The organism is Salmonella sp. 741265050_HSA (genome assembly GCF_046569445.1).
Classification (GTDB): domain Bacteria; phylum Pseudomonadota; class Gammaproteobacteria; order Enterobacterales; family Enterobacteriaceae; genus Salmonella; species Salmonella enterica.
Genome location: NZ_JBKFSV010000015.1, coordinates 30,755 through 42,725, shown reverse-complemented (window position 1 = coordinate 42,725; position 11,971 = coordinate 30,755). Strand labels below are relative to the sequence as shown.

At 51.8% G+C, this 11,971-nt stretch carries 14 protein-coding genes; 9 read left to right on the top strand and 5 right to left on the bottom strand.

Annotated elements, in window-relative coordinates; translation table 11 throughout:
- The first annotated feature begins 187 nt into the window (after positions 1 to 187).
- Positions 188 to 244 carry a YsgD/CorL family protein gene (ysgD, locus tag ACLD4F_RS18820; protein WP_212723238.1) on the top strand — a complete coding sequence of 19 codons (57 nt, stop codon included), beginning with the start codon at positions 188 to 190 and terminating at the stop codon, positions 242 to 244.
- A gap of 155 nt (positions 245 to 399) precedes the next feature.
- Complete coding sequence (corA, locus tag ACLD4F_RS18815; protein WP_000947139.1) at positions 400 to 1,350, top strand: magnesium/cobalt transporter CorA; 951 nt, start codon at positions 400 to 402, stop codon at positions 1,348 to 1,350.
- Between the two features lie 47 nt (positions 1,351 to 1,397).
- On the opposite strand, the gene ACLD4F_RS18810 is transcribed toward corA, so the two are convergent.
- Positions 1,398 to 1,778, bottom strand: coding sequence for a hypothetical protein (locus tag ACLD4F_RS18810; protein WP_023139942.1), 381 nt, complete (start codon positions 1,776 to 1,778; stop codon positions 1,398 to 1,400).
- A 174-nt stretch (positions 1,779 to 1,952) separates the two neighbouring features.
- Between ACLD4F_RS18810 and ACLD4F_RS18805 the strand changes: the two genes are divergently transcribed.
- Positions 1,953 to 2,249 carry a hypothetical protein gene (locus tag ACLD4F_RS18805; protein WP_001156607.1) on the top strand — a complete coding sequence of 99 codons (297 nt, stop codon included), beginning with the start codon at positions 1,953 to 1,955 and terminating at the stop codon, positions 2,247 to 2,249.
- A gap of 39 nt (positions 2,250 to 2,288) precedes the next feature.
- Here the strand turns inward: ACLD4F_RS18805 and rarD are convergent, their stop codons facing one another.
- Both rarD and yigI read right to left on the bottom strand, forming a co-directional pair.
- Positions 2,289 to 3,176: an EamA family transporter RarD gene (gene rarD, locus ACLD4F_RS18800; protein WP_000339081.1), complete on the bottom strand. Its 888-nt coding sequence runs from the start codon at positions 3,174 to 3,176 to the stop codon at positions 2,289 to 2,291.
- 43 nt (positions 3,177 to 3,219) lie between these two features.
- Complete coding sequence (gene yigI / locus ACLD4F_RS18795; protein WP_001277136.1) at positions 3,220 to 3,687, bottom strand: acyl-CoA thioesterase YigI; 468 nt, start codon at positions 3,685 to 3,687, stop codon at positions 3,220 to 3,222.
- A 164-nt stretch (positions 3,688 to 3,851) separates the two neighbouring features.
- Between yigI and pldA the strand changes: the two genes are divergently transcribed.
- The 3 genes from pldA (at position 3,852) to rhtC (ending at position 7,318) form a co-directional block, all read left to right on the top strand.
- Entirely contained in the window at positions 3,852 to 4,721 is an 870-nt protein-coding gene (gene pldA, locus ACLD4F_RS18790; protein ID WP_001201692.1) for a phospholipase A, read from the top strand.
- Between the two features lie 83 nt (positions 4,722 to 4,804).
- Positions 4,805 to 6,634 (top strand): ATP-dependent DNA helicase RecQ, encoded by a 1,830-nt coding sequence (gene recQ, locus ACLD4F_RS18785; protein WP_001664819.1) that lies wholly within the window; start codon positions 4,805 to 4,807, stop codon positions 6,632 to 6,634.
- A gap of 63 nt (positions 6,635 to 6,697) precedes the next feature.
- A complete protein-coding gene (rhtC, locus tag ACLD4F_RS18780) occupies positions 6,698 to 7,318 on the top strand; it encodes a threonine export protein RhtC (protein ID WP_000928814.1) in 621 nt (206 codons plus the stop codon).
- Between the two features lie 39 nt (positions 7,319 to 7,357).
- Here the strand turns inward: rhtC and rhtB are convergent, their stop codons facing one another.
- A complete protein-coding gene (gene rhtB / locus ACLD4F_RS18775) occupies positions 7,358 to 7,978 on the bottom strand; it encodes a homoserine/homoserine lactone efflux protein (RefSeq protein WP_000142521.1) in 621 nt (206 codons plus the stop codon).
- Positions 7,979 to 8,088: 110 nt separating this feature from the next.
- Between rhtB and pldB the strand changes: the two genes are divergently transcribed.
- From pldB to ACLD4F_RS18760, 3 genes are all read left to right on the top strand, one after another.
- Positions 8,089 to 9,105: a lysophospholipase L2 gene (gene pldB / locus ACLD4F_RS18770; protein ID WP_000487685.1), complete on the top strand. Its 1,017-nt coding sequence runs from the start codon at positions 8,089 to 8,091 to the stop codon at positions 9,103 to 9,105.
- 15 nt (positions 9,106 to 9,120) lie between these two features.
- On the top strand, positions 9,121 to 9,921 hold the full coding sequence (gene yigL / locus ACLD4F_RS18765; protein ID WP_000285338.1) for a sugar/pyridoxal phosphate phosphatase YigL: 801 nt from the start codon (positions 9,121 to 9,123) through the stop codon (positions 9,919 to 9,921).
- Between the two features lie 80 nt (positions 9,922 to 10,001).
- On the top strand, positions 10,002 to 10,901 hold the full coding sequence (locus ACLD4F_RS18760) for a carboxylate/amino acid/amine transporter (protein WP_411010979.1): 900 nt from the start codon (positions 10,002 to 10,004) through the stop codon (positions 10,899 to 10,901).
- Here the strand turns inward: ACLD4F_RS18760 and metR are convergent.
- On the bottom strand, positions 10,789 to 11,742 hold the full coding sequence (metR, locus tag ACLD4F_RS18755) for an HTH-type transcriptional regulator MetR (protein ID WP_060554328.1): 954 nt from the start codon (positions 11,740 to 11,742) through the stop codon (positions 10,789 to 10,791). The genes ACLD4F_RS18760 and metR overlap by 113 nt on opposite strands.
- Positions 11,743 to 11,971: the final 229 nt, after the last annotated feature.

The window sequence follows — 11,971 nt, the reverse complement described above, 5'->3', positions numbered from 1 at the left end:
GATAAGGCGAAGCCGCCATCCGGCTATATAGTGATGTTAATATTCTGAAATCATAGATAAATACTCTCACTCTGCTAACCTTTCTGCATAAGGGGAAATTATTGCTTTTTCGCGTTTCGTTGCGTGTTGACGGCAAATTTTTGCTGGCGTAACATGCGCCCACGATTACGCTAAGAGGACATTCGCCTTGGACACACCCAGTAGATACTGGCTCATTATCCTGTCATCCAGGATCAACTCCTAAGGCTATCCCTTTTTGCTGATAGCCTTAGCGGTTGTCAGCGACCTTTCATTTTTTCCCGTCGCGTTGAGTCAGGCTGTTTAATGGTCTGAAACCCAATTTGTTTCTGTGTGCCCATCTGAACTGTCCGATATTTTTACGCATTGGGAGTCCCGGTCATGCTGAGCGCATTTCAACTGGAAAAAAACCGACTGACCCGGCTGGAAGTCGAGGAGTCACAAAGCCTGATTGATGCCGTATGGGTCGATTTGGTCGAACCGGACGACGACGAGCGATTGCGCGTACAATCTGAGCTGGGCCAGAGTCTGGCGACGCGTCCTGAACTGGAAGATATCGAAGCATCCGCGCGCTTCTTTGAAGACGAAGACGGACTGCATATCCACTCCTTCTTCTTCTTCGAAGATGCGGAAGATCATGCCGGTAACTCTACGGTGGCATTCACTATTCGCGATGGCCGTCTGTTTACGCTGCGTGAACGCGAACTGCCCGCCTTCCGTTTGTATCGTATGCGCGCCCGCAGCCAGGCGATGGTCGACGGTAATGCTTATGAATTACTGCTCGATCTGTTCGAAACCAAAATTGAACAGTTAGCGGATGAAATCGAAAACATCTACAGCGATCTGGAAAAACTGAGCCGCGTCATTATGGAAGGGCATCAGGGCGATGAATACGACGAAGCGCTCTCCACGCTGGCGGAACTGGAAGATATCGGCTGGAAGGTACGCCTGTGTCTGATGGATACCCAGCGCGCGCTGAACTTCCTGGTGCGCAAGGCGCGCTTACCGGGCGGACAGCTGGAGCAGGCACGCGAGATTCTACGCGATATCGAATCTCTGCTGCCGCACAATGAATCGCTGTTCCAGAAGGTGAACTTCCTGATGCAGGCGGCGATGGGTTTCATCAACATTGAGCAGAACCGCATTATCAAAATCTTCTCGGTGGTTTCCGTGGTGTTCCTGCCGCCGACGCTGGTCGCTTCCAGCTATGGGATGAACTTCGAGTTTATGCCGGAACTGAAGTGGAGCTTTGGTTATCCAGGCGCGATTATCTTTATGATTCTGGCGGGGCTTGCGCCGTATCTGTACTTTAAGCGCAAGAACTGGTTGTAAAATCAACGGACTGGCGATTTAACCGCCAGTCCGTTGGAAGTTCTTCATCATGAGGAGAGTTCTTGTTTTGAAGAAGCGATGAAAGATAGCAGTAGTGTTGTGAGTATTACCCAGGCAATATTGAGTTGTATACCAATATTATCGCAATCAGCCCCATTGAGTGCGACACTGACTGTACAGAAGACATTTACACCTATAGACAATGCGATGAAATAAAGTGCCCTGCAACCTGAATCTCTGATTCTCTTCGCGCCAATATTAATATGGATATAGGTATTGACAATAATAAATATTAAATCAAGATATTGGTTTTTAGGCATTATAGTAAATAATATTATCCATGATGATAATGTATAAATAACAAACTTTGCTCGCTTCAATGTATCCTTGGGGGAAGGGTGAAAAATATCTTTAATAATCCTAATCATATTATTTTTTCCATATTGATAACCAACTTCAGGTCTCACATGTAAATATATCACACTGAATTTTCTAATGACAGTAATGGTAAATAATGGCATGATAATTACGTTGCACAGCAATAGATAATAATTAAATATATTATCTGGTAATTAACAATTTCAATGAATGGATTTCATAAAATGCAAGAGAAAAATTTCTGGCAAGTTTATTTTGGTAAAGACCCTTTTTCTAAAGCCGAATTCATTAAAGCCTGGATTGGATGGTGGGTGATTGCTATTGTCCTGCTCGTTGTACTGTCGATTTGTACTTCATTAAATTTGAGGGGGATTGGAATAGCGTTGGGATTCGGCTTTTGCCAGATCCATGCCCGTTATTTAACGTTTGTTGGTTGGAATAAGTTTATTGGTGTGTTGGGCGTGTTTCCAGTAACAAATATTATATTATTTATTGTATTGCTATTTACTAAAAAGAAATAACATAAAATGGCAGCCAGATAATAGCTGCCATTTTATTATTTAATGCTTACGCCGTTGCGTATAAATCGCATCCATCACGAAAATCGCCAGCGCGACCCAGATAAATGCAAATGTCACCATCTTATCCGCACCCGGCACTTCGCCATAAAACGTCACCGCCAGTAAAAACATCAGCGTTGGGCCGATATACTGGAAAAAGCCCAGTGTAGAAAGACGCAGACGCGTAGCCGCTCCGGTGAAGCACAGCAGCGGAATCGTAGTGACCACACCCGCCGCCATTAACAGCAAGTTCAACGATAGTGCGTTTTGCCCCATATGGCTGGTAGGGCTATCGGCGATGCCAAACAGATAAATCGCGGCGACCGGCAACAGCCATAGCGTTTCGACCAGCATACCCGTCTGCGCTTCAACGGCGATCTTCTTACGCACCAGGCCGTAAAACGCAAAACTAAACGCCAGCCCCAGCGCGATAATCGGCAGCGAGCCAAAGGTCCAGAGTTGCACCAGCACGCCGCACACCGCCAGAATCACCGCCAGCCACTGCATTCGACGGAAGCGTTCGCCAAGAAAAATCATCCCCAGCAAGATGTTAACCAGCGGATTAATGAAATAACCCAGGCTGGCCTCCAGCATATGGTGATTATTTACCGCCCAAATGAACAATAGCCAGTTACCGCCGACCAGTACGGCGGACAGGGCCAGCAGAAAAATCTTCTTTGGCGTTTTCAGTAAGCGCTTAACCTGTCGCCACTGCCGGCTGACGCTAAGCAGCGCCACCATAAAGAAAAATGACCAAATCACGCGGTGCGTCAGGATCTCATCTGCGGGAACGTAATAGATCAGCTTGAAATACGCGGGGGCGATCCCCCAAATAAAATAGGCGGCAAGAGCGAGTAATACGCCCTGCCGTGTTTGTTTTGCGTCCATCCGGAAAACTCGTATCTGAAGTGTAACAACAGTTTACCTGCTTTTATCCCACCATATAAGTAGCGGTGGCGCTGGCGATGTACAGCTGATCTTCATTGTGTAATTCCACGCGGGCGACGGCCACTTTATTCCCTGCGCGCAGCAGGCTACTGGTGGCCGTAAAGCGGTTGCCTCTGCCCGGACGCAGGTAATCGACGCGCAGGTCAATCGTTCCCATCCGCGACAGGCGCTGGCGTAGTTCATCTTCGCTGATGGTTTCGTGGCGAGTTAGCGTGCTGCCGACGCATACCAGTCCGGCGGCGACATCCAGCGCAGAGGCGATCACGCCGCCGTGTAAAATGCTTTGCGCCCAGTTGCCGACCATCATCGGCTGGTTGTTAAAGGCCAGTTGGGCGAACGCTTTTTCATAGCGTTCCAGCTCCAGCCCTAACGCCCGATTAAACGGCATGTGGTAGACAAACATTTCACCCACTAATTTCAGAGCTTGTTCAGCGGTAAGTACAGCGGACATAGATTCCTGATACCTCATTGGTTAATGAAATGTTGATATTATGCTTCTTAATTGTTGTTTTCTACTTTAAGAAGGGATAACTAACGGCTATGTGTGTAAATATGTAAAAATGGTTGGCAGAGAATGATTCAAGCTGAAAATACTTCGTCAGGAGAACGTCAAGAATGCGGGCAATTTTGAGAGGGTTGTTGCCAGCCACGCTACTGCCATTAGCGGCATATGCACAAGAAGCTACGATAAAAGAGGTTCATGATGCGCCTGCAGTACGGGGAAGTATCATCGCTAACATGCTACAGGAGCATGATAACCCTTTTACGCTTTACCCTTATGACACCAACTACTTGATCTACACGAACACCAGCGATCTGAACAAAGAGGCCATAAGTACCTACAACTGGTCTGAAAACGCACGTAAAGATGAAGTGAAATTTCAGTTGAGTCTGGCGTTTCCGCTGTGGCGCGGAATACTGGGGCCGAACTCGGTACTGGGTGCTTCCTATACGCAGAAATCCTGGTGGCAGCTTTCCAACAGTAAAGAGTCTTCGCCGTTTCGCGAAACCAACTACGAACCGCAGCTTTTTCTTGGTTTTGCTACCGATTATCGCTTTGCCGGCTGGACGCTGCGCGACGTAGAGATGGGCTACAACCATGACTCTAACGGACGTTCAGACCCCACCTCGCGTAGCTGGAACCGTCTGTATACCCGTCTGATGGCCGAAAACGGTAACTGGCTGGTAGAGGTCAAACCGTGGTACGTGATTGGCAGTACCGACGATAATCCGGACATCACCAAATATATGGGTTATTACCAGCTTAAAATCGGTTATCACCTGGGCGAGGCGGTATTAAGTGCCAAAGGCCAGTACAACTGGAATACAGGCTACGGCGGCGCGGAAGTTGGATTAAGCTATCCGGTCACTAAACATGTCCGGCTTTATACCCAGGTGTACAGCGGCTATGGCGAATCGCTGATCGACTATAATTTTAATCAGACACGTGTCGGCGTCGGCGTGATGCTTAACGATATCTTCTGATTGGATCGTGTTTTAAACATTGCAGTTTCTCTCGCAGGCGCTGAAAATAGCGCCTGTTTTGATTTATGGTGAACGGGGTTAATGTGGCGCAGGCGGAAGTGTTGAATCTGGAATCAGGGGCCAAACAGGTTTTGCAGGAAACCTTTGGCTACCAACAGTTTCGCCCGGGCCAGGAAGCGATTATTGATACTGCGCTCTCCGGTCGCGACTGTCTGGTCGTCATGCCCACCGGCGGCGGCAAATCTCTGTGCTATCAAATCCCCGCGTTGTTGCTGGACGGATTGACCGTCGTCGTTTCGCCCCTGATCTCGTTGATGAAAGACCAGGTCGATCAGCTACTGGCGAACGGTGTGGCGGCGGCGTGCCTGAACTCCACTCAAAGCCGCGAGCAGCAGCTTGAGGTGATGGCGGGGTGCCGTACCGGACAGATTCGTCTGCTGTATATTGCGCCGGAACGCCTGATGCTGGACAACTTTCTTGATCATCTGGCGCACTGGAATCCGGTATTGCTGGCGGTGGATGAAGCGCACTGCATCTCGCAATGGGGACATGATTTCCGTCCGGAATATGCGGCTCTCGGTCAGCTTCGCCAGCGTTTTCCCGCTTTGCCGTTTATGGCATTGACCGCCACCGCCGACGACACCACGCGCCTGGATATTATTCGTCTGCTTGGGCTTAACGATCCGTTAATCCAGATCAGTAGCTTTGACCGACCGAATATCCGCTACATGCTGATGGAGAAGTTTAAGCCGCTCGACCAGCTAATGCGCTATGTTCAGGAGCAACGCGGCAAATCGGGTATCATCTACTGCAACAGTCGGGCGAAAGTGGAAGATACCGCTGCGCGCTTGCAAAGTCGCGGCATTAGCGCGGCGGCCTATCATGCGGGGCTGGAAAACGCTATTCGCGCCGATGTGCAGGAAAAATTTCAGCGCGACGATCTGCAAATCGTGGTGGCGACCGTCGCTTTTGGAATGGGCATAAACAAACCTAACGTACGTTTCGTCGTGCATTTCGATATCCCGCGCAATATTGAATCCTACTATCAGGAAACGGGCCGCGCCGGGCGCGACGGACTGCCTGCGGAAGCCATGTTATTTTACGATCCGGCTGACATGGCCTGGCTACGTCGTTGTCTGGAAGAGAAACCAGCCGGACAGCTTCAGGATATTGAACGGCATAAACTGAATGCGATGGGCGCTTTTGCCGAAGCGCAAACCTGCCGTCGCCTGGTATTGCTTAATTACTTTGGCGAAGGCCGACAAGAACCGTGCGGCAACTGCGATATCTGTCTCGATCCGCCCAAACAATATGATGGCTTAAACGATGCCCAGATTGCGCTTTCTACCATTGGTCGGGTTAACCAGCGTTTTGGCATGGGCTACGTTGTCGAGGTGATCCGCGGCGCGAATAACCAACGCATCCGCGATTTCGGTCATGACAAACTCAAGGTTTATGGCATGGGACGCGAAAAGAGCCATGAGCACTGGGTGAGCGTGATTCGCCAGCTCATTCATCTGGGGCTGGTAATGCAAAATATTGCGCAGCACTCCGCATTACAGTTGACGGATGCCGCGCGTCCGGTACTCCGTGGAGACGTTCCGCTAAAGCTTGCGGTGCCGCGCATCGTCGCCCTCAAACCCCGCGTGATGCAGAAATCGTTCGGCGGTAATTACGATCGCAAATTGTTCGCTAAGTTGCGCAAGCTGCGTAAAGCTATCGCTGATGAAGAGAATATCCCGCCGTATGTGGTCTTTAACGATGCCACGCTGATAGAGATGGCGGAACAGATGCCGGTTTCCGCCAGCGAGATGTTAAGCGTTAACGGGGTTGGGATGCGCAAACTGGAGCGCTTCGGGAAAGAATTCATGGCGCTCATCCGCGCGCATGTCGATGGTGATGACGAAGAGTAGTCAGCCCGGCAAAAAAGTGCCAGGATGGTGACTCACTGAACTATTTCCCCGCGAGCCATTTTTATGTTGATGCTATTTTTCACCGTGGCAATGGTGCACATCGTTGCGCTAATGAGCCCCGGCCCCGACTTTTTCTTCGTGTCTCAAACTGCCGTCAGCCGTTCGCGTAAAGAAGCGATGATGGGCGTACTGGGCATTACCTGCGGCGTGATGGTATGGGCGGGCGTGGCGCTGCTTGGCCTGCATCTCATCATCGAAAAAATGGCCTGGCTACACACGATCATTATGGTAGGCGGCGGCCTGTACCTGTGCTGGATGGGCTATCAGATGCTGCGCGGCGCGCTGAAAAAACAGGATGCGGCGGCGTCTTCTCCGCACATTGAACTGGCGCAGAGCGGGCGCAGTTTTCTCAAAGGGCTGCTGACCAATCTGTCGAATCCGAAAGCGATTATCTATTTTGGTTCCGTTTTTTCACTGTTTGTCGGCGATAACGTCGGCGCTGCGGCGCGCTGGGGTATTTTCGCGTTAATCACCCTGGAAACGCTGGCCTGGTTTACCGTAGTCGCCAGCCTGTTCGCGCTGCCGAAAATGCGCCGCGGCTATCAGCGTCTGGCGAAATGGATTGATGGCTTTGCCGGCGCTCTGTTTGCGGGCTTTGGTATTCACCTGATTATTTCGCGCTAATTTACCTCCGGGCCGGATAAACATCATCCGGCACGACTATCACGCGTGTCTTGCCGACGCCAGGAGCGCGCCTACCAGCATAAACAACGAACCAAACGCTTTATTCAGCGCCTTCATCTGCTTTGGTCCTTTAATCCAGGCGGCAATGCGCTGCGCCAGCGTGGCGTAACCGGTCATCACAATCATATCCACCACAATCGTGGTGACGCCGAGAATGAGGTACTGCGCCAGTTGCGGTTGCTGCGGCATGATGAATTGCGGAAACAGGGCGGCAAGAAAGACAATGCTTTTGGGATTGGTTAGATTGACAAAGACCGCGCGTTTGAACAGCCGACCCCGCGATTGCGTCTGGGCGAGAGTATGCAGATCGATAGCGCCTGCGGCGCGCCATTGCTGGATACCCAGCCAGATAAGATAAGCCGCGCCAGCCCATTTCAGGATTTCAAAAGCGATGAGCGAGCGCGAAAAGAGCGTACCCAGTCCGACGCCCACCAGTACGATATGTATCCCCAGTCCGGTCTGGAGTCCGGCGATAGAAGCCGCTGCGCCACGATATCCATGGTTGATAGACGTCGTCATGGTATTGATGGCGCCTGAACCCGGAGAAAGACTCAGCAGAGTTGAGGTCAGTAGATAGGCGAACCACCATTCAAAGGTCATGCGAAACTCCCTGGTTGTCTGTTTTTGTGCCACAATACGCTACTGCCGCTGTGTTGTGTCAGGCACGACGCAAAAAACGATTTTACCTGGTAAACGAGGCCGAAAACCCGATGTTTCAGCAGCAAAATGACTGGGAAACAAGAGAAAATGCGTTTGCCGCTTTTGCTATGGGGCCGCTGACCGATTTCTGGCGTCAGCGGGAAGAGGCGGAGTTTATCGGCGTGGGTAACATTCCGGTGCGCTTTGTCCGTTTTCGGAATGATTCCAACGATCGGACGATCGTCATTTGTCCTGGCCGCATTGAGAGTTATGTAAAATACGCTGAACTGGCGTATGACCTTTTTCATCTCGGTTTTGATATCTTCATCATCGACCACCGTGGTCAAGGGCGCTCCGGGCGGATGTTATCGGACCCGCATCGGGGTCATGTTGATCATTTTAACGATTATGTTGAGGACTTAGCGGCGTTCTGGCAGCAGGAAATTGAGCCGGGGCCGTGGCGTAAGCGTTATATCCTGGCGCACTCAATGGGGGGCGCGATAGCCACTCTGTTCCTGCAACGCCATCGTGTGCGGTGCGACGCTATTGCGCTCACCGCGCCGATGTTTGGTATTGTGATACGCTTGCCTTCCTTTATGGTGCGCCATATTCTCGACTGGGCCGAAGGGCACCAGCGTATCCGTGAAGATTACGCTATTGGTACCGGTCAGTGGCGGGCGTTGCCGTTTGGGATGAATGCGCTGACCCACAGCCGCCAGCGTTATCAGCGCAACTTACGATTTTATGCCGACGAGCCGCAGCTGCGCGTTGGCGGCCCCACCTGGCATTGGGTACGCGAAGGCATTCTGGCGGGTGAGCAGGTTCTGGCTGGGGCGAGCGATGACACGACGCCTACGCTACTGATTCAGGCGGAAGAAGAGCGGGTAGTGGATAACCGCACCCACGATCGTTTTTGTGAAATTCGCGCCGCGGCGGGATACCCTTGTGAAGGGGGAAAACCGCTGGTTATCAAAGGCGCGTACCATGAGATCCTTTTTGAAAAGGACGCCATGCGCTCAGTCGCGCTTAACGCCATTGTTGAATTTTTCAACAAGCCTAATTTATCCAGCGGAAATCGCTTTGCTTAGAGGTTAAATTTTATTATGTATCAGGTTGTTGCGTCTGATTTAGATGGCACGCTGCTCTCCCCCGACCATACGTTGTCCCCTTATGCCAAAGAGACTCTGAAGCTGTTGACCGCACGCGGCATCCATTTTGTCTTTGCCACTGGTCGTCATCATGTCGATGTAGGGCAAATCCGCGATAATCTTGAAATCAAGTCTTACATGATCACCTCCAACGGCGCGCGAGTGCACGATACCGACGGGAATTTGGTTTTTACGCATAATCTGGACAGCGACATTGCCAGCGACCTGTTCGGGGTGGTGAATGCGAACCCGGACATCGTGACTAACGTTTATCGCGACGACGAATGGTTTATGAATCGTCATCGCCCCGATGAAATGCGTTTTTTCAAAGAGGCGGTATTTAACTACTCGTTGTTTGAGCCTGCGCTGCTGGAGCCGGAGGGCGTCAGCAAAGTGTTTTTCACCAGCGACACTCATGAAAAGTTGTTGCCGCTGGAGCAGGCGATTAACGCGCGCTGGGGCGATCGGGTAAACGTGAGCTTCTCTACGCTAACCTGTCTGGAAGTGATGGCGGGCGGAGTGTCGAAAGGTCATGCGCTGGAAGCGGTCGCTCAGGCGATGGGGTACAGCCTGAAAGAGTGTATCGCCTTTGGCGACGGAATGAACGACGCTGAAATGCTCACGATGGCGGGCAAAGGCTGCATCATGGGCAATGCGCACCAGCGTCTGAAAGACCTGTATCCCGAACTTGAGGTGATCGGCATCAACGCGGATAACGCCGTGCCGCATTACCTGCGCGATCTTTTCTTACGCTGATGTGATTGTTTGTTAGTTGACCAGTTGTCAACTTCACTCTCCGCTACAATGGGTGTTCCCTGTTTTAAGAGACATCCATTGTGGCGCTACTCATCATTACCACTATCCTGTGGGCTTTCTCCTTTAGTCTATTTGGCGAGTATCTTGCCGGGCATGTCGATAGCTATTTCGCGGTGCTGATACGCGTTGGGCTGGCGGCGCTCGTTTTTCTGCCGTTTTTGCGTACTCGCGGGCACAACCTAAAAACCATCAGCCTGTATATGCTGGTGGGGGCGATGCAGCTTGGCATCATGTATATGTTGAGCTTCCATGCTTACCTCTACCTGACCGTATCCGAACTGCTGCTGTTTACCGTTCTGACGCCGCTCTATATCACGCTGATTTACGATGTGATGAGTCAGCGTCGTTTGCGCTGGGGCTATGCATTTAGCGCGTTGCTGGCGGTGATTGGTGCCGGGATTATTCGCTACGATCGCGTGACCGACCATTTTTGGGTCGGTTTGCTCCTGGTGCAGCTTTCTAATATCAGTTTCGCTATCGGAATGGTGGGGTATAAACGTCTGATGGAGACCCGTCCCATGCCGCAGCACAACGCCTTTGCGTGGTTCTATCTGGGGGCGTTTTTGGTGGCGGCGGTGGCGTGGTCGCTGTTGGGGAACGCGCAAAAGCTGCCGGAAACCACGCTGCAATGGAGCATTATGGTGTTTCTCGGCGTGGTGGCGTCCGGCATTGGCTACTTTATGTGGAACTATGGCGCTACCCAGGTAGACGCCGGGACGCTGGGTATCATGAATAATATGCATGTTCCCGCAGGACTACTGGTTAATCTTGCCATCTGGCATCAGCAGCCCCACTGGCCAAGCTTTATTACAGGCGCGGCTGTGATCCTGGCTTCGCTGTGGGTGCATCGAAAATGGGTCGCTCCGCGCTCCGCACAAACGGCAGATGATCGCAGGCGTGATCCCGCGTCGAGCGAATAAACGCCTCGGTCACCGCCTGACGCTGGTCGCCGTCGCGCACGGCGGCATACAGGCGGCTCCACAGACCATCGCCCAGGGTTTTGGTCACCACCAGACCCTGGCGCTCAACACTTTCCACCACCCAGTGCGGCAGGGCGGCAATACCCATTCTGGCCGCCACCATCTGAATCAGCAGTAGCGTATTATCCACGCTTTTCAGCAGCGGACTGATACCCGCCGGTTGCAGGAAATGTCGCCAGACATCCAGTCGGCTGCGCTGCACCGGGTAAATCAACAGCGTTTCGCTGGCTAAATCTTCCGGCGTAATCTGCGTTTTGCTGGCTAGCGGATGGTCGGGCGCCAGCACCAGTCGGACTTCAAAATCAAACATCGGCGAATAATGCAGCCCGCTGCGCGGCAAAATATCCGACGTCATCACCAAATCCAGCTCGCCTTGTTGCAAGGCCGGTTGCGGATCAAAAGTGACGCCGGATGTGAAATCCATTTCTACCTGCGGCCAGTTTGCACGGAAGTTTTCCAGCGCCGGGGTCAGCCACTGAATACAACTATGACATTCAATAGCGATGCGCAGACGAGTTTGCTGCGGTTCGTTGCACGCCTGCAGCGCACGGCTGATTTGCGGCAGCACCTGGTTTGCCAGTTGCAGCAGAACTTCCCCCTGCGGCGTAAAGCGCAGCGGCTGGCTTTTACGCACGAACAGGCGGAAACCAAGGCGTTGTTCCAGATCGCTGAACTGATGAGACAGAGCGGATTGGGTCTGGTGCAGCACCGCCGCCGCGGCAGCCAGCGATCCACTATTCCGCAATGCCTGGAGTGTTTTCAGATGTTTAATTTCGATCATGAAAGTCCTTCACTTCGCCATGAACAAATTGCGCTTGAGGAATATACAGTACCTTTACATTATGGATGTGTAAACATCCAGACGTCTAAAACTCGTCATATTTCGACTTGCAGATGCGTTGGCTTCCTTGCTTACCCCAGTCACTTACTTCAGTAAGCTCCTGGGGATGCGCTGTGTCGCCGCCTTCCTGCAAGCCGAACTATTTAGAGTTTTACTTTCAGATTCAATA

Coding starts and splice junctions, on each gene's coding strand:
- ACLD4F_RS18810 (WP_023139942.1), bottom strand. CDS start 1,778: ATGATTAGGATTATTAAAGATATTTTTCACCCTTCCCCCAAGGATACA.
- rarD (WP_000339081.1), bottom strand. CDS start 3,176: ATGGACGCAAAACAAACACGGCAGGGCGTATTACTCGCTCTTGCCGCC.
- pldA (WP_001201692.1), top strand. CDS start 3,852: ATGCGGGCAATTTTGAGAGGGTTGTTGCCAGCCACGCTACTGCCATTA.
- pldB (WP_000487685.1), top strand. CDS start 8,089: ATGTTTCAGCAGCAAAATGACTGGGAAACAAGAGAAAATGCGTTTGCC.
- yigI (WP_001277136.1), bottom strand. CDS start 3,687: ATGTCCGCTGTACTTACCGCTGAACAAGCTCTGAAATTAGTGGGTGAA.
- corA (WP_000947139.1), top strand. CDS start 400: ATGCTGAGCGCATTTCAACTGGAAAAAAACCGACTGACCCGGCTGGAA.
- rhtB (WP_000142521.1), bottom strand. CDS start 7,978: ATGACCTTTGAATGGTGGTTCGCCTATCTACTGACCTCAACTCTGCTG.
- metR (WP_060554328.1), bottom strand. CDS start 11,742: ATGATCGAAATTAAACATCTGAAAACACTCCAGGCATTGCGGAATAGT.
- yigL (WP_000285338.1), top strand. CDS start 9,121: ATGTATCAGGTTGTTGCGTCTGATTTAGATGGCACGCTGCTCTCCCCC.
- ACLD4F_RS18805 (WP_001156607.1), top strand. CDS start 1,953: ATGCAAGAGAAAAATTTCTGGCAAGTTTATTTTGGTAAAGACCCTTTT.
- rhtC (WP_000928814.1), top strand. CDS start 6,698: ATGTTGATGCTATTTTTCACCGTGGCAATGGTGCACATCGTTGCGCTA.